Here is a 15,697-nt window from a genome sequence, read left to right as displayed (position 1 = left end):
GAGCGTACAGGCACTTTAAGTGTCTCCTTGAGTGGGGTTAGCGGCGGCCCGGCTGCGGTAGCAACCGGGTCATCAAGGCTTCAAGTGCCATGAGTTGATTAACGTTGGCAGCCAGACGGCTACGCGTCTGATTGATCGCGTCAAGCTGTGCTAATGATTTCTCGGTGTTTTGTCCGCGAGCGTAGTTTTCAAGTTTTTCGCGAAGATGTTCGTTGATCAACTCAATACCGGTGCCAAGCTGAATGCTCAATACGTCACGGAAAAACGTAGTTAAGTCGGTCAACGTTCGGTCCAGCGCATCAAAACTGGCACGTCGAGCAAAGCGCTTAGCGTCCTCTTCCAAGGACTTAAACTGGCTACGCAACCCTGGGGGAATGGTCTCTTCAGGACCAATTCCGTTGGCGTGACGAAGCTGTTCAGTTTTGCGTTGCAGATCGGTGCCGGTGATATTTTCGGCACGCTCGGTGGCAAGCTTGGAGATTTCCGCGGCAGCGGCCATTGCCTGAGGCAGGGTGGTGGTGCGCAACGGTAGGGTGACTACCTTTTCGCGCTGGATGCGGGCCTGCTCGTCCCGAGCCAACAACCGGGCAACACCAATATGCGACTGCGAAACCCTGGCGGCAAACATGGCTTGTTGCTCATCGAGCCCATCGCGGCGCACCAAAAGATCCGCCACATCTTGGGTTGAAGGAACGGAAAGGTTCACCGCACGGCAACGCGACCTGATGGTCACCAGTACGTCAGCCGGGGACGGAGCGCAGAGGATCCAGATCATCCGTGCTGGAGGCTCTTCGATGGCCTTAAGCAGGACGTTGGTGCTTCGTTCAGACATACGATCGGCATCTTCGATGATGATGATTCGCCAGCGTCCGGTGCTAGTGCTTTCCTGCGCCCGGGTGATCAGGTGACGGACATCGGCGATCTGGTACTCGAACTTGTCCGTAGAAATAAAGGACACGTCCGGGTGTCCCGAAGACTGCACTAGTTTGCAGCTTTCGCACTCACCACAACCAGCAGGGCTGTTCGTGCACTGCAGCGCAGCGGCAAAGGCGCGAGCGGCGGTGGTACGGCCTGACCCGGGAGGGCCAGTGACTAGCCAAGCGTGGGTGGGATTACCTCGGTCAACTTCGGCGGTAAGGGTCTGAATAACCCGCTGCTGCCCGGCGAGATCTGCAAATACCGGCCGACTCACAACAGGCTCGCTAAGTACGTGGTGATAGCAAGGTGCAGCTCTTCGACGGTACCGGTGGCATCTAGTACCAGGTAACGATCTGGTTCGCGAGCAGCCAAGTCCAAGAAGGCGTTGCGGATGCGTTCGTGGAAGTCGTCGGGCTCAGCTTCCAGACGGTCCGCGGCCTCCACACCACCACCGGCAGCGACCCGTCGAGCACGACCGTCAGCGGCAGAAATATCCAAAATGATCGTCACATCGGGCTTAAGCCCGTTGGTAGCAAAGTCATTAATCTGGGCCACGGCCTCAAAGCCAAGAGCTCGGCCCATTCCCTGATAAGCCAAGGAAGAATCAACAAAACGGTCGCAAATAACGTGGCTGCCGGCAGTTAGCGCCGGGGTGATCAGCTGTTGTACGTGGGCGGCACGGGCCGCCGAATAAATCAGTGCCTCGGTGCGAGAATCGATCTCACCGTGGCCATGTTCGAGTACCAAAGAGCGCAGTGACTCGCTAATTTGGGTTCCACCTGGCTCACGGGTGGTGATGACCTTTGACCCTCGGGCTTCAAGCCATTGCTGGGCCATGGCCACCTGCGTGGACTTGCCCGCTCCGTCGCCACCTTCAAATACGATGAACAGCCCAGGGGTCGGCGCGCTCGATTTGTTACTCACCCCTCTAGCCTATCCAAGGTCAAGCCAATCATTGACATGCGCCCACATGCTGTGGACGGTAAATCTCGAAATGTAATGAAACCGATCCGTGGACGTGCCCGTGCTGAGCGTAAAGTTTTTCTCATGAACTTCAGCAGCACGCCATCAGCATCCCGCCCAGCGTGGGACCCAAAGACCCTCATCGTTGCAGGTGGCCGACCGGCTCACGCCGTTGACGCCCCGGTGAATTACCCGGTGACTTTCACCTCCACGTATCACTCCCAGGGTCTGGCTGCTGCTGACGAACGTGTCTACGCACGATTCTCCAACCCGAGCTGGGATCCCTTTGAAGAAGTATTGGGTCAGCTGGAAGCTGCCGCGCGACCGGCTCTGGTTTTCTCTTCGGGTATGGCCGCGATCGCTGCCGCCTTGAACTTGGTTCCAGCCGGGGAGTGCTGGTTATGCCAAAGCACTCCTATAACGGTTCGCTGGCGTTAACCTCCGAGCTGGAGGCCGCTGGTCGTTTGATCGTCCGCCCGGTAGACATCGCCGATACCGACGAGGTCATCGCCGCGCTGGAAGGCGCGCACGTGCTCTGGGTTGAATCGCCGACCAACCCTATGCTTGAAGTTGCAGACCTCCCGGTACTTCTTGCAGAAACCAAGGCGCGTGGAATCTTGTCCATCGTGGACAATACTTTTGCCACCCCGCTATTGCAGCAGCCGTTGACCCAAGGGGCCGATGTAGTAGTCCACTCGGTGACCAAGTACCTCTCGGGCCACTCCGATGTCATCATGGGTGCGGTAGTCACCAGTGATGAAAAGCTGCACAACACCGTGCACGGTTACCGAACCCTGCACGGGTCTATCGCTTCACCGATGGATACCTTCTTAGCCTTGCGTGGTGTGCGCACCATGGCGGTGCGTCTGGATCGTTCACAGAGTAACAGCCAGATCCTTGCCGAACGTTTGAGCGAACACCCCAACGTTCAAGCCGTGCGTTACCCCGGACTTAAACAAGACCCGGGGCACCAACGCGCAGCAAAACTTATGAGTGGCTTTGGTGCGGTCATCGCCTTCCAAGTCGGTGGCAGCGCTGACGGCGCCGACAAGGTCATCGGTGCATTTAAGCTGATCACCGGCGCAACATCGCTGGGCGGGGTGGAGACCCTGGCTGAACGTCGGGCCCGGCACGCCTCAGAACCGGTGAGTGTTCCAGAAAACCTGATCCGACTTTCGGTGGGTATCGAAGATGTTGAGGACCTCTGGGCTGATCTTTCGCAGGCGCTGGAACAGCTCTGAGGTGTGGCAGTGCCCAAAATCGACAAAGGCCAAAGGTAGAGTGAAGGTATGTCAATGATGTTTGTCGCTCAAAGCATTGAGCAGTACCTGATGTTGGCCCTGAGCGTAGTTATTTTAGTCCTTGCGCTGTGGGCGCTCATCGATTGCCTAGGCCAAGGTACACAGCGCTTTGCCCAAGAAGGCAAACGAACCAAGGGCTTCTGGACCGGGCTGACCATCGCCAGCGTCGTAGTTTCCTTGCTTGGCGTTTTCAGCGCTGGCGGAATCGGTTTCCTTCAGCTCATCGGTGCCTGCATTGCGTGTGTTTACCTTGCCGATGTAAAGCCTGCCGTGAGTGGCAAAGGCGGCGGCTGGTACAACTACTAGAGCCAGCTGAGTAACCAAAGATTTTTGAAGACCCGTACCCCGTCAAAACGGTGGTGCGGGTCTTCTCAATTATTGAGTAGTCCTTAACCTTGGCGCATCCGGGTACCAGTATTGGCTAGGATAGATTGTATGAGTCACACTTTGATCTTGCTTCGCCACGGGCAGAGCGAATGGAACGAAAAGAATCTATTCACCGGTTGGTACGACGTATCACTGACCGAACAGGGCCGCGCTGAAGCTTCGCGCGGTGGCGAACTACTTGCAGAAGCAGGGTACAAGCCAGAGGTACTGCATACCTCGTTGCTCACCCGCGCAATTGTCACCGCTAACCTCGCGTTGGAAGCTGCTGGCCGTTCCTGGATCCCAGTGAACCGCGACTGGCGCCTGAACGAGCGTCACTACGGTGCGCTGCAGGGTAAGGACAAGGCTCAGACCTTGGCAGAATACGGTGAAGAGCAGTTCATGGAATGGCGTCGTAGCTACGACACCCCACCACCAGTACTTGATGATTCCTCGGAATTCAGCCAGATCAACGATGAGCGTTATGCCGATCTGGGCGATAACGCTCCGCGGACCGAATGCCTCAAGGATGTTCTTGACCGCATGCTTCCTTACTGGGAAGAAAACATCAAGGCTGATCTGAGCGCTGGCAAGACCGTCATGGTCACCGCACACGGCAACTCGCTGCGCGCGCTGGTTAAGCACTTGGACGGCATTAGCGATGCGGATATCGCTGGGCTGAACATCCCAACCGGTATCCCATTGGTTTATGAGTTGGACGACAACTTCAAGCCGGTCACCGCTGGAGGAACCTACCTCGATCCTGCAGCAGCAGCTGACGCCATCAAGGCAGTCGCGAACCAGGGTCGCAAGTAAAACGCACTTTTCGGCGGCACCGAAACTCAAGGGCTTAGGCTTTTGAACTTCGGTGCCGCCGTTCTGACTTTAAGATCGGCAAGAGGTGCGGAACAACGGCTGTGAGCGAAACAACTGCACACGATTGTATTTTTGGCATTAGTATGCTGTAATCTCCTATTTCGAATAGGCTCAATGGCTCACGTTAGGAATGCAATTCGTGGCAACTGATTACGATGAAGTCCGCCCAGACGTTGCTGAGGCACGTAAGGCTTCTCTGGATGCGGTTAAGTCCGCAAACGCACCGGACGCAAAGTCCGTGGTGCGCGAGCTCGACGAAGCCGATCACACTGATGGAATGGATCTGCCAGGTGCAGATTTGTCCAACGAGGAATTGACGGTCACCGTCATTCCACAGAAAGAGGACGAGTTCATTTGTGGCTCGTGCTTCTTGATTCGCCACCGCTCCCAGCTGGTACGCGAAGAAGGCAACGTAGGTTTCTGCGTAGAGTGCGAAGGCTAAAAGCCGCTCTACGCTGGCGCTAATAATGCGCCGGAATGCTAAAGGCAGCCCACCAATTGGTGGGCTGCCTTCGCTTTTAGGCAAATACGCTGTTTAGGCGTCGGACGGATCCCATTCGCCGGTCACCAGGTAGGTGACCTTGCGGGCCACGGAGACACCATGATCGCCGAAGCGCTCTAGATAGCGGCTGGTCAACGAAACATCCACGGTGGTTGGTGCGGTGGCGTCCCAATCATCGGCAGCAATCTGCGTGAAGACGCTGGAGTGCAAACGGTCCACCTCATGGTTCAGCTCAATAATCTTGGCCGCAATGGCCAAATCACGAGTATCAAGAAGCGTGGCAACTTCCTTGGCGATCTGAATATCAATCGCAGCCATCTGAGCAAAGGTTGCAGAAATCTTCTCTGGGATCGCTGGCTGTGGGAAGCGCAAGCGGGCTAGCTGAGCCAAGTGGCGTGCGAGGTCACCCATGCGCTCAAGCGAAGCGCTCATTCGCAGCGAGCCGACGATCATGCGTAGATCGCTGGCTACCGGTCCCTGAAGTGCGAGGGTATCGATGGCACGTTCATCTAGTTGGTTCTGGAGGAAATCAATTTTCGCGTCAGCCGCGATGACTTCCTGGGCTAGATCCACATCGGCATTGGCCAACGAATCCCATGCGTGATCCATAGCGGTAGCGACCTGATTGGCCATCTCAATGAGTTCTTCGCCGATTTGTTGTAGATCTGCCTGAAAAACCTTGCGCATAGCAGTTCCTTTCGAGTGTCGGTCCCATGCCAATCGGTGGCCTGCATGCACGGGCCAACCGCCCCAAAACAGATTTATGGCATGGTGGAGGGTCTTACTCCACCCTGTCAGCGGGTGATTAACGAATATGCCACTAAACGTGAACGTTTGGTGAACAGCGCGCCGATTTGGCCAAAATTGCGTCATTTAGGCGGGAAGGAACCCATAGGTGAAGTTAGGCTAAAAGGGTGAACGATGTGATCTCGACTCTGATAGCCGGTGTCCTCGGTCTTGCCCTAGGAATCGTTGGCGTGATCGCTTTTCGAATTTCCCAACGCAGGACCGCTAGGCTGCCGCAGGTTGACGAGCCTGCACTCCCAGAAGGTGCAGCTGCCGTCTTGTCCGTCATTGGTCGCGCCTTCGTGATCTTGGACGACGTAGATGGCGTTGTGCGGGCCAATCCTGCCTCCTACGCCTATGGGCTGGTGCGCGGGCACACCCTCGTGCACAATGAGCTTCTGGCCTTGGTACGCCAGGTGCGTGCAGACGGCGTGATTGCCGAAAGCCAATATGAATTACAACGCTCCACGCTCGGCGCCGGTCAGCTGATCGTCCATGTGCGAGTGGCCCCACTGGGCGATGAATATATTTTGCTGCTGGCCGATGACCGCACCGAAATCACCCGCACTGAAGCCATGCGAAATGACTTTGTGGCTAACGTATCCCACGAACTGAAAACTCCGGTCGGAGCTATTTCCCTGCTTTCCGAAGCAATCTCCGAAGCAGCAGATGATCCGACCGCGGTGCTTCGATTCTCCACTCGGATGCACAAGGAATCACGCAGGCTTGCCGCGCTGGTCCAGGACATCATTGAGCTCTCCCGGCTTCAGGCCAGCGATGCAATTGTGCAGGGCAAGGAAGTGAACATCGACAGTGTGGTGGCCGAGGCCGTGGACCGCAGCCACCTATTGGCCGAAGAGAAGGGCATCGACATTACCGTCGGCGGCCATCTGAGCGAACCAATTCTTGGCGACCCGGACCTGCTGATGACCGCGGTGCGCAACTTGATCGACAACGCGATTCGCTACTCGCCAGAAAACACCAAAGTGGGCGTTGGTATCCGCCAGCGTGATGGCTACGCGCAGATCTCGGTCACCGACCAAGGCCCAGGCATTTCGGCCGAGGAACAAGAGCGAGTCTTCGAGCGCTTCTACCGCGTCGACTCGGCCCGCTCACGACAAACCGGCGGTACCGGCCTGGGGCTGAGCATCGTCAAGCACGTGCTGGCCAACCATGGCGGCGAAGTATCGCTGTGGTCGCAGCCCGGCCATGGCTCCACATTTACCCTTAGACTTCCCCTAGCGGATGAAGAACCGGCCAGATCTAATGCTCTTGCCGATGAGATGATGAAGGAACAAGCAGTCGAGGCTCGAACCTCAGACCGCAAAGGAGGACGACGATGACCCGCATATTGATCGTAGAGGATGAGGAATCGCTCTCTGACCCGCTGTCTTTCCTCTTGGAACGCGAAGGATTCGAAGTACGAATCGCTGATGACGGACTGGTCGCCGTCACTGAATTTGAACGCCACGGCGCCGATCTGGTGCTGCTGGATTTGATGTTGCCGGGCCAACCGGGCACCGAGGTGATTCGCCAGATTCGCCTGAACTCTCAGGTTCCGGTCATCATGCTCACCGCCAAGGATTCGGAAATCGACAAGGTGGTTGGCCTGGAGCTCGGCGCCGATGACTATGTCACCAAGCCATACTCATCGCGAGAATTACTCGCACGCATCCGTGCGGTACTTCGCCGTCAGGGCGAGGCCGAAGAACTGATCAGCAATGTGGTGACCGCTGGACCGGTGCGCATGGATGTGGAACGGCACATGGTCTCGGTGGATAACACCGAGGTATCGATGCCGCTCAAGGAATTTGAATTGCTAGAAATGCTCCTGCGCAATGCCGGGCGCGTGCTTACCCGTGGCCAGCTGATCGACCGCGTGTGGGGTAGCGACTACGTGGGGGATACCAAGACGTTGGATGTCCACGTGAAGCGTCTTCGTTCAAAGATCGAGCCAGATCCTGCCACGCCAGAGCATCTGGTGACGGTGCGAGGTTTGGGCTACAAGTTCGTGGTCTAGCACTGCTCACCCCGCGCGTAACCGCTTAAGCGAAAGGGCCTCGGGAAAGAATCCATAGATTCTTTCCCGAGGCCCTTTATCGTTGGTGCTTAGTGCTCCGAGGTCGCGTGGCTCTCGGTTGCCTTCAGGTGTTCGGTTACCTTTGCATCGGAACCGCCTGGTACGAAGTCACGGTATTCGGCAAGGGTGCCGTCTACGACTGGGACGCTGAAGTCCACGGTGTCTCCGTTGGAAGTGAAGGTAGTCTCGGCATGCTCGCCGGCTTTGACACCAAGGCCAGAAATGACCTTCTGGTTAGCGTCATCTTCTAGCTTCAGGGACTTGTCGGTTGGAACCGAGATGGTCACTGGCGTAGCGCTAGCGGCTTTGACGGACAGGGTCAGAGCAGAATCGCTGTCGTTGACCACGGTGCCGATCAGGCGGGCTTTGCTGCCATCGCTGTTGGTAACGAACATCAGGTTACGAACCTGTGCTTTGGCGACGTCGACGTTGATGCCATCGCTGGCAGCGTAGTCGGTGTTGGTGGCCTGCTCGTTGATGGCGCCACAGCTGGTGACACCGAATGCCAGGGCAGCCACAGCGAGGGACGCGGCAATGCGACGTCCAGCGGTCATGCGTGCGGTGATCACGACACTAACTCCTCGGTGAGAATAATGAGTTGCTTCGGTTCATGGTCTACCGAATCGACTCCACCTAGGGTGAGGAGCAACTCGCGAAAAAGACCACGATTACCTCTAAGCCTAGCTGTTTTTCACACAAAGACGCGATTTAGCGACGTGCAACACACGCTTTTCGACAAGAAGTAGAGAACCAAGTTTGGGATAAGAGGTATGGAACTTCGATCGCCGTACTCTCTTCCTACCATGTTTCTCTTGCGAATGGAAGAGGTGATTCCCCGTGAATTCGCGGTTATATCGGGCACAAACGCAAGTTCGTCGAGAGCAAACATGTTAGACTAGTCAATGGGAAAGGGGTTTATCCACATGGTTTTTGAGGTTGGCGAGACTGTTGTCTACCCGCATCACGGCGCGGCAATGATCGAAGAGATCAAAATGCGCAAGATCAAGGGCGAAGAGAAAATGTATCTCAAGCTCAAGGTGGCTCAGGGTGACTTGACCATCGAAGTTCCAGCAGAGAACGTTGATCTTGTTGGCGTACGTGACGTGGTAGGTCAGGAAGGCTTGGACCATGTGTTCGATGTCCTTCGTGCTGAATTTACCGAAGAGCCGACCAACTGGTCGCGCCGCTACAAGGCAAATGTCGAGAAGCTAGCTTCCGGTGATGTCATCAAGGTTGCCGAGGTCGTTCGTGACCTATGGCGTCGAGAAAATGATCGTGGTCTGTCCGCTGGCGAAAAGCGCATGCTGGCTAAGGCTCGTCAGGTATTGATCAGCGAATTGGCTCTGGCCAAGGACCTGGATGAGACCAAGGCCGAAGGCCTGTTGGATGAGGTTTTGGCTTCGGCTTAAACAAAACTCCTACGCGCATCTTGCCGTGAAACATTTAAACGTTTCACGGCTGTTGCCGTTAAAGCCCCAATGAAGCGCCGATCCACGCGATAAGCTGAGCGGTGTGAAGCAAACACCATCGCATCCTTCGAGCTTGATCTTGGTCGCAGCCGGCATGGGCACACGGCTAGGCGCCGGCATGCCAAAAGCACTGGTTCAAGTAGCCGGCAAATCTTTGGCGGAACATGCCATCGACCGGATCCTGCAAGTGGCGCAGATTAACGAAATCATCGTGGTTACCCCACCAGATGATCAGCGCATGCAATCAGCACTCGCGGGTTATGGAAGCAAACTTCGCACCGTGCCCGGGGAGCAAGCCGAGCAGACTCGGTGCGCCGCGGCCTTCAACTGGTCAGCGATGAGGCAGCCACCATTCTTGTTCACGATGCCGCCCGAGCCTTCGCGCCGGTGGAACTGTATCAACGTGTGCTTCAAGCGCTGGAAGCGCCCGAGACAAAGGCCGTGATCCCTGCCTTGGCAGTGACCGACACAATCTCTGTTGTTGCCCAACAAGACGGTCATGGCCCCGAATTTATCGAGCAGACTCCCGCACGCTCCACCTTGCGCGCGGTGCAAACGCCCCAGGGATTTGACGCAGAGGTACTGCGCGCAGCTCATGCTCAACTTGATCACTACACCGAAGCCGAGCTGGAGAAAGTCACCGACGACGCTTCGATCGTGCGCGCTTACGGAACAACTGTTCAGGTGGTGGCCGGTGAACAACAGGCCCTGAAAGTCACGCACCCAGAAGATCTAGAAGTGGTCAGCAAACTGGTTACGCCAACAACGCCCGCACTTCACATTGCAAGGGAAGCCATGGATCTGCCACGTATCGGAAATGGTATCGATGTCCACGCGGTCAGCGATGACCCGTCCCGACCCATGTGGTTGGCGGGCCTGCACTTCCCAGATGACATTGGGCTCTCCGGTCACTCAGATGGGGACGCGGTAGCCCACGCAGCCTGCGATGCACTGTTCTCGGCAGCGGGAATCGGAGACTTAGGAACCCACTTTGGGGTGGATCGACCGGAATTTGCTGGGGCCAGTGGTGTGAGCCTGATTGCAGAAGCAGCCCGCTTGGTGCGCGAAGCAGGGTTTGAAATTGGCAACATTGCCGTGCAGTTTGTGGGGCGCCGACCACGCTTTGCAGCACGTCGTGAGGAAGCAAGCCAAGTGCTCAGCGCTGCGGTAGGAGCCCCGGTCAGCGTCATTGCAACCACCAGCGACGGCCTGGGTTACGAGGGTGAAGGCACCGGGTTGACCGCCTACGCCACCGCGCTGGTCTACCCCAGATAGGACGGCGCTGGGTCGGCTTGGTTGACGGGCCATATCACCGAGCGCATCACAAGTGAAATACAAAGGCTGCATCCATCGGATAACCTTAACGACGTGAGCCTGCGATTCTATGACACCAAAACAGCATCTGTACGTGACTTCCAGCCGTTAAACGACGGCGAAGTCAAGCTGTACTACTGTGGCGCCACCGTGCAAGGAATGCCGCACGTGGGCCATGTTCGTAGCGCTATCGTTTTTGATGTTTTGGTCCGCTGGCTTGAATACCGTGGCTTCGCAGTAACCACGGTGCGCAACGTGACCGACATCGACGACAAGATCTTGGAAAAATCGGCGAAGTCTTTTGCCGAGGATTTCCAGGCCGATGAGTACTACCAGCCGCGCGAAGAATGGTTCGCTCTGGCCTACCGCTTTGAACAAGAATTTGCCCGCGCGTACCAAGCGTTGGGTGTACGTCGTCCGACCTATGAGCCACGCGCCACCGGGCACATCACCGAAATGCACGAGCTGATCGCCACGTTGATCGAGCGCGGACATGCTTACCCGGCAACCGATGACTCCGGGGACGTCTATTTTAATGTGCGCTCCTTTGCCCCCTACGGTGCGCTGACCCGCCAGAACATCAACGACATGCAGGGGGCTACCGACGCTGACCCACGAGGCAAAAAAGATGCTCGCGACTTTGCCCTGTGGAAGGGCCATAAGGAGTCCGACCCAGCTACCGCATCCTGGCCAAGCCCATGGGGACGCGGTCGTCCCGGCTGGCACCTAGAGTGCTCGGCGATGGCCGGCAAGTACCTCGGCACCGAATTCGACATCCACGGCGGGGGATTGGACCTACGATTCCCGCACCATGAGAACGAGATGGCGCAGTCCAACGCGGCCGGTCACGGTTTTGCGAACTTCTGGATGCACAACGGCATGGTCACCTACGAGGGTGAAAAGATGTCCAAGTCGATCGGCAACACCATCTCGCCCGAAGAAATGCTGGCCCTGGCCGACGCCCGCGTGGTGCGCTACTTCCTTGGGCAAGCACAGTACCGTTCCATGCTGGACTACCGTCCGGATTCGCTGGCTGAAGCACGGGCCGCGGTGGAACGGATCGATACTTTCATCTCCAATGCACAGTATCGTTTGGGCGCTGGCGCCGATTCGATTCAGGCTACGCAAGTGCCAACGGCCTTTGGCGCCGCAATGGATGATGACCTCAACGTTCCCATGGCATTAGCCGCACTGCACGAAGCGGTTCGTCAGGGCAACGCATCCCTAGAAGCCCACGACAATGCAGCGACCGAGCAAGCGCTCGGACAGGTGTTGGCCATGACCCAGGTTCTGGGCTTAGACGATGCAGGGAACACCAAAAACTCGCAGGCAAGCGCGGAGCACGAAGCATTGGATCAGTTGATCCAGTCGCAGCTGGCAGAACGTGCGCAGGCTCGCGCGGCCAAGGACTGGTCACGCTCGGATGCTATCCGTGACGCATTGGCCTCCGCTGGCATCATCGTTGCTGACTCAGCAGACGGTGCCCGCTGGACATTAGACAACTAGCCGTTTCAACGGCTGAACCAAAACTCAACTTTAAGGACAAACACCATGAGCAAAAAGGGCCCAACCAAGGGTAGTGGCGGCAAGGGACGCAGTTCCCTAGAGGGTCGCGGCCCAACTCCCAAGGCCGAAGACCGTCCGTACCACAAGGCGTACCGAAGCAAGCAGCTTGCTGAGCGTTCGGCCGCTAAGCGCTCCACGGCCAAGCGCACCGACCGCATCAAGGTCAACGCAGAATTTGTCACCGGTCGAAACTCTGTTGTTGAAGCACTGCGCGCTGGCATCCCGGTCAAGGCACTGCACGTGGCGATCCGCATCGAGGTTGATGACCGCGTGCGCGAATCGCTCAAGCTTGCTGCAGCTCAGGGCATTCCCTTGATGGAAGCTTCAAAGCCAGAGCTTGATCGCATGACCGACGGCGCGATCCACCAGGGCATGGCCCTGCAGATCCCTGCCTACGAGTACAAGGACGCCGTTCAGTTGGCAACCAAAACCATCAAGGATTACGACCGTGGCTACACCACGTCGCAGCCACTGTTGCTGGCCTTGGATGGCATCACCGACCCACGTAACCTCGGTGCGATCGTTCGTTCGGCTTCGGCCTTCGGCGCCGACGGTGTCATCATTCCGGAACGCCGAAGTGTTGGCATGACTGCCTCCGCTTGGAAGACCAGTGCGGGTGCTGCAGTTCGCGTACCAGTAGCTAAGTGCACTAATTTGACCAGCGCACTGAAGGAAATCAAGGCCGCTGGTATCTTCGTGATCGGCCTTGACGCCGGCGGAGATATGGATCTGCCTAACTTCGAGTTAGCCACCGGCCCACTGTGCATCGTTGTTGGTTCTGAGGGGAAGGGTCTTTCACGACTGGTCCGCGAGAACTGCGACGCAATCGTTTCCATCCCGATCGATTCGGCCATGGAGTCGTTGAACGCTTCGATGGCCGTAGGCATCTCGCTTTACGAGGTCTCTCGCTTGCGCAAGGCACAAGCGAAGTAGCCTGCCACGATCCTCAATGGGTTGTCACTTGTCCAGGACAAGTGACAACCCATTTTGTGTAGGGTGACCCGCTTCATAACAACAAATTTCAGTTGTTTTTGAGCAGAGTTCACCTCGGAGAGCTCTAAAAGCGCGAAATGTCGGCGTTTTTGGGTCCTAAATGGGTTGTACTGGCCGATTTTGCGCCGGGCGGGAATCCGTGTAGAGTCTTATCTCGCGCCGCTGATCCGGACGGGCCGAAAAGGTCTGAAAGAAACAGTGGGGTAAACAAGCTGGAAACATCGAGTTGACTTTGGTTGACGCGGTGGTAAGCTTGAAAAGTTGCTCCGGAGCGAAGCAGTCACTGAGAAGTGGTGGTTGTGGTGTCGAGAGTGTTTGTTGTTTGAGAACTCAATAGTGTGCCAAGTTTGTTGATACCGAATATTTATTTTATTTGGTGAATACATAACATTTGCTTGAGGCATTGCACCCCCGTGTGATGTTCTTGAGTGTTTTTTATTCGCCAGGACTTCATTGGTTTCGCCCTTATTTTCCGAGGGGTTGCTGATGGCTTTTTATTTTTTATGGAGAGTTTGATCCTGGCTCAGGATGAACGCTGGCGGCGTGTTTAACACATGCAAGTCGAACGATGACCCCGTGCTTGCACGGGTGATTAGTGGCGAACGGGTGAGTAACACGTGAGTAACCTGCCCCCGACTTTGGGATAAGCCCGGGAAACTGGGTCTAATACCGGATATGACTTCTTACCGCATGGTGGGTTGTTGAAAGATTTATCGGTGGGGGATGGACTCGCGGCCTATCAGCTTGTTGGTGAGGTAATGGCTCACCAAGGCGACGACGGGTAGCCGGCCTGAGAGGGTGACCGGCCACACTGGGACTGAGACACGGCCCAGACTCCTACGGGAGGCAGCAGTGGGGAATATTGCACAATGGGCGAAAGCCTGATGCAGCGACGCCGCGTGAGGGATGACGGCCTTCGGGTTGTAAACCTCTTTCAGTAGGGAAGAAGCGAAAGTGACGGTACCTGCAGAAGAAGCGCCGGCTAACTACGTGCCAGCAGCCGCGGTAATACGTAGGGCGCAAGCGTTATCCGGATTTATTGGGCGTAAAGAGCTCGTAGGCGGTTTGTCGCGTCTGCCGTGAAAGTCCGAGGCTCAACCTCGGATCTGCGGTGGGTACGGGCAGACTAGAGTGATGTAGGGGAGACTGGAATTCCTGGTGTAGCGGTGAAATGCGCAGATATCAGGAGGAACACCGATGGCGAAGGCAGGTCTCTGGGCATTTACTGACGCTGAGGAGCGAAAGCATGGGGAGCGAACAGGATTAGATACCCTGGTAGTCCATGCCGTAAACGTTGGGCACTAGGTGTGGGGGACATTCCACGTTTTCCGCGCCGTAGCTAACGCATTAAGTGCCCCGCCTGGGGAGTACGGCCGCAAGGCTAAAACTCAAAGGAATTGACGGGGGCCCGCACAAGCGGCGGAGCATGCGGATTAATTCGATGCAACGCGAAGAACCTTACCAAGGCTTGACATGTGCCAGACCGCCTCAGAGATGGGGTTTCCCTTCGGGGCTGGTTCACAGGTGGTGCATGGTTGTCGTCAGCTCGTGTCGTGAGATGTTGGGTTAAGTCCCGCAACGAGCGCAACCCTCGTTCCATGTTGCCAGCACGTAGTGGTGGGGACTCATGGGAGACTGCCGGGGTCAACTCGGAGGAAGGTGGGGATGACGTCAAATCATCATGCCCCTTATGTCTTGGGCTTCACGCATGCTACAATGGCCGGTACAATGGGTTGCGATACTGTGAGGTGGAGCTAATCCCTAAAAGCCGGTCTCAGTTCGGATTGGGGTCTGCAACTCGACCCCATGAAGTCGGAGTCGCTAGTAATCGCAGATCAGCAACGCTGCGGTGAATACGTTCCCGGGCCTTGTACACACCGCCCGTCAAGTCACGAAAGTTGGTAACACCCGAAGCCGATGGCCTAACCACCTTGTGTGGGGGAGTCGTCGAAGGTGGGACTGGCGATTGGGACTAAGTCGTAACAAGGTAGCCGTACCGGAAGGTGCGGCTGGATCACCTCCTTTCTAAGGAGCTAACCATTATTATGGTTGCCCATGTCTGTGCACGAGTGTTGTACGGGTGGGTTGCTCATGGGTGGAATATCAATGAACTCAATACTGGAAAACGTGTGCACGCTGGTCCTCATTATGAGTGGTTGGGGTGTGTGTCGGGGTATTGGCTGTGGCTGTATGGTGTTGGTGCTTGCGAGTACGCATTGTTACTTCACATGAATGAATCCGTCCTTTTGGGTGGGTTTGTTGGTGTGTGGTGGTGGTGTTGGAATGTGGGTGTTGATGGTGTGTGGTTTGTATGGTTTGGCATGCTGTTGGGTTTTGAGGCAACAAGCCTCCGTCCCTGGTGGATGATTTGATCAAGTGTTGCGGTGCTGGCCTTTTGGGGTTGGTGTTGTGATGGTTGGTTGATTGTCTTCTTGGGTGGCGGGGTTCTTGGTGTTTCGGTGTTTGTCCTGTGTTTGCTGCAGGCATGCTCGGTACGAGCAATGGTCCTTTTGGGTTGTTGTTGGTGGGTGTGTTTGTGGGGGTGTGGGGTTGTTGTTTGGGA

General features: G+C 56.5%; 14 protein-coding genes, 1 rRNA gene and 2 pseudogenes. 13 read left to right on the top strand and 4 right to left on the bottom strand.

The window, feature by feature from the left end:
* Positions 1–37: 37 nt before the first annotated feature.
* Both N6V40_RS00140 and tmk read right to left on the bottom strand, forming a co-directional pair.
* Positions 38–1,192 (bottom strand): DNA polymerase III subunit delta', encoded by a 1,155-nt coding sequence (locus tag N6V40_RS00140; RefSeq protein ID WP_262198445.1) that lies wholly within the window; start codon positions 1,190–1,192, stop codon positions 38–40.
* Positions 1,189–1,842 carry a dTMP kinase gene (gene tmk / locus N6V40_RS00135; protein ID WP_131090399.1) on the bottom strand — a complete coding sequence of 218 codons (654 nt, stop codon included), beginning with the start codon at positions 1,840–1,842 and terminating at the stop codon, positions 1,189–1,191. Before tmk ends, N6V40_RS00140 begins: the two co-directional genes overlap by 4 nt.
* A gap of 36 nt (positions 1,843–1,878) precedes the next feature.
* Here tmk and N6V40_RS00130 point away from each other — a divergent pair.
* From N6V40_RS00130 to N6V40_RS00115, 4 genes and pseudogenes are all read left to right on the top strand, one after another.
* Positions 1,879–3,122: pseudogene (locus N6V40_RS00130) on the top strand (trans-sulfuration enzyme family protein).
* A 54-nt stretch (positions 3,123–3,176) separates the two neighbouring features.
* On the top strand, positions 3,177–3,488 hold the full coding sequence (locus N6V40_RS00125) for a DUF2516 family protein (RefSeq protein WP_262198443.1): 312 nt from the start codon (positions 3,177–3,179) through the stop codon (positions 3,486–3,488).
* Between the two features lie 129 nt (positions 3,489–3,617).
* Complete coding sequence (locus tag N6V40_RS00120; RefSeq protein WP_131090396.1) at positions 3,618–4,364, top strand: phosphoglyceromutase; 747 nt, start codon at positions 3,618–3,620, stop codon at positions 4,362–4,364.
* A gap of 199 nt (positions 4,365–4,563) precedes the next feature.
* Entirely contained in the window at positions 4,564–4,866 is a 303-nt protein-coding gene (locus N6V40_RS00115) for a DUF4193 domain-containing protein (RefSeq protein ID WP_131090395.1), read from the top strand.
* 93 nt (positions 4,867–4,959) lie between these two features.
* Here the strand turns inward: N6V40_RS00115 and phoU are convergent, their stop codons facing one another.
* Complete coding sequence (gene phoU, locus N6V40_RS00110; RefSeq protein WP_131090394.1) at positions 4,960–5,613, bottom strand: phosphate signaling complex protein PhoU; 654 nt, start codon at positions 5,611–5,613, stop codon at positions 4,960–4,962.
* Positions 5,614–5,840: 227 nt separating this feature from the next.
* On the opposite strand from phoU, the gene N6V40_RS00105 reads away from it, so the two are divergent.
* Together N6V40_RS00105 and N6V40_RS00100 are read left to right on the top strand one after the other, a co-directional pair.
* Positions 5,841–7,055, top strand: coding sequence for a sensor histidine kinase (locus N6V40_RS00105; RefSeq protein ID WP_396268099.1), 1,215 nt, complete (start codon positions 5,841–5,843; stop codon positions 7,053–7,055).
* Positions 7,052–7,732, top strand: a complete 681-nt coding sequence (locus tag N6V40_RS00100) for a winged helix-turn-helix domain-containing protein (protein WP_131090393.1) — start codon at positions 7,052–7,054, stop codon at positions 7,730–7,732. Before N6V40_RS00105 ends, N6V40_RS00100 begins: the two co-directional genes overlap by 4 nt.
* An 89-nt stretch (positions 7,733–7,821) precedes the next feature.
* Here the strand turns inward: N6V40_RS00100 and N6V40_RS00095 are convergent, their stop codons facing one another.
* Positions 7,822–8,361, bottom strand: coding sequence for a DNA modification methylase (locus N6V40_RS00095; protein ID WP_131090392.1), 540 nt, complete (start codon positions 8,359–8,361; stop codon positions 7,822–7,824).
* A 354-nt stretch (positions 8,362–8,715) separates the two neighbouring features.
* Between N6V40_RS00095 and N6V40_RS00090 the strand changes: the two genes are divergently transcribed.
* The 7 genes and pseudogenes from N6V40_RS00090 (at position 8,716) to N6V40_RS00060 (ending at position 15,506) form a co-directional block, all read left to right on the top strand.
* Positions 8,716–9,201 (top strand): CarD family transcriptional regulator, encoded by a 486-nt coding sequence (locus tag N6V40_RS00090; protein ID WP_022877089.1) that lies wholly within the window; start codon positions 8,716–8,718, stop codon positions 9,199–9,201.
* 154 nt (positions 9,202–9,355) lie between these two features.
* Positions 9,356–9,942 (top strand): annotated as a pseudogene (locus N6V40_RS17530) (2-C-methyl-D-erythritol 4-phosphate cytidylyltransferase); the annotation flags it as partial.
* A 114-nt stretch (positions 9,943–10,056) separates the two neighbouring features.
* The gene (ispF, locus tag N6V40_RS17525) at positions 10,057–10,536 is read left to right on the top strand and encodes a 2-C-methyl-D-erythritol 2,4-cyclodiphosphate synthase (RefSeq protein ID WP_396268599.1); all 480 of its coding nucleotides are present in this window, start codon (positions 10,057–10,059) and stop codon (positions 10,534–10,536) included.
* A 93-nt stretch (positions 10,537–10,629) separates the two neighbouring features.
* Positions 10,630–12,081 (top strand): cysteine--tRNA ligase, encoded by a 1,452-nt coding sequence (gene cysS / locus N6V40_RS00075; RefSeq protein WP_262198437.1) that lies wholly within the window; start codon positions 10,630–10,632, stop codon positions 12,079–12,081.
* 45 nt (positions 12,082–12,126) lie between these two features.
* Positions 12,127–13,074 carry a 23S rRNA (guanosine(2251)-2'-O)-methyltransferase RlmB gene (rlmB, locus tag N6V40_RS00070; RefSeq protein ID WP_131090389.1) on the top strand — a complete coding sequence of 316 codons (948 nt, stop codon included), beginning with the start codon at positions 12,127–12,129 and terminating at the stop codon, positions 13,072–13,074.
* Between the two features lie 560 nt (positions 13,075–13,634).
* Positions 13,635–15,159: ribosomal RNA gene (locus N6V40_RS00065) — 16S ribosomal RNA — on the top strand.
* Between the two features lie 20 nt (positions 15,160–15,179).
* Complete coding sequence (locus N6V40_RS00060; RefSeq protein ID WP_262198064.1) at positions 15,180–15,506, top strand: hypothetical protein; 327 nt, start codon at positions 15,180–15,182, stop codon at positions 15,504–15,506.
* Positions 15,507–15,697 lie beyond the last annotated feature (191 nt).

The sequence above is a fragment of the Glutamicibacter sp. M10 genome, from assembly GCF_025452055.1.
Lineage (GTDB): Bacteria > Actinomycetota > Actinomycetes > Actinomycetales > Micrococcaceae > Glutamicibacter.
The sequence above is the reverse complement of the archived record's forward strand: the minus strand, read 5'-3'. Positions and strand labels throughout refer to the sequence as shown.

Excerpts from the sequence above, each read along its gene's own strand:
- N6V40_RS00125 (WP_262198443.1), top strand. The coding sequence starts at position 3,177 with ATGATGTTTGTCGCTCAAAGCATTGAGCAGTACCTGATGTTGGCCCTG.
- N6V40_RS00120 (WP_131090396.1), top strand. The coding sequence starts at position 3,618 with ATGAGTCACACTTTGATCTTGCTTCGCCACGGGCAGAGCGAATGGAAC.
- phoU (WP_131090394.1), bottom strand. The coding sequence starts at position 5,613 with ATGCGCAAGGTTTTTCAGGCAGATCTACAACAAATCGGCGAAGAACTC.
- N6V40_RS00100 (WP_131090393.1), top strand. The coding sequence starts at position 7,052 with ATGACCCGCATATTGATCGTAGAGGATGAGGAATCGCTCTCTGACCCG.
- N6V40_RS00090 (WP_022877089.1), top strand. The coding sequence starts at position 8,716 with ATGGTTTTTGAGGTTGGCGAGACTGTTGTCTACCCGCATCACGGCGCG.
- ispF (WP_396268599.1), top strand. The coding sequence starts at position 10,057 with ATGGATCTGCCACGTATCGGAAATGGTATCGATGTCCACGCGGTCAGC.
- rlmB (WP_131090389.1), top strand. The coding sequence starts at position 12,127 with ATGAGCAAAAAGGGCCCAACCAAGGGTAGTGGCGGCAAGGGACGCAGT.
- N6V40_RS00060 (WP_262198064.1), top strand. The coding sequence starts at position 15,180 with ATGGTTGCCCATGTCTGTGCACGAGTGTTGTACGGGTGGGTTGCTCAT.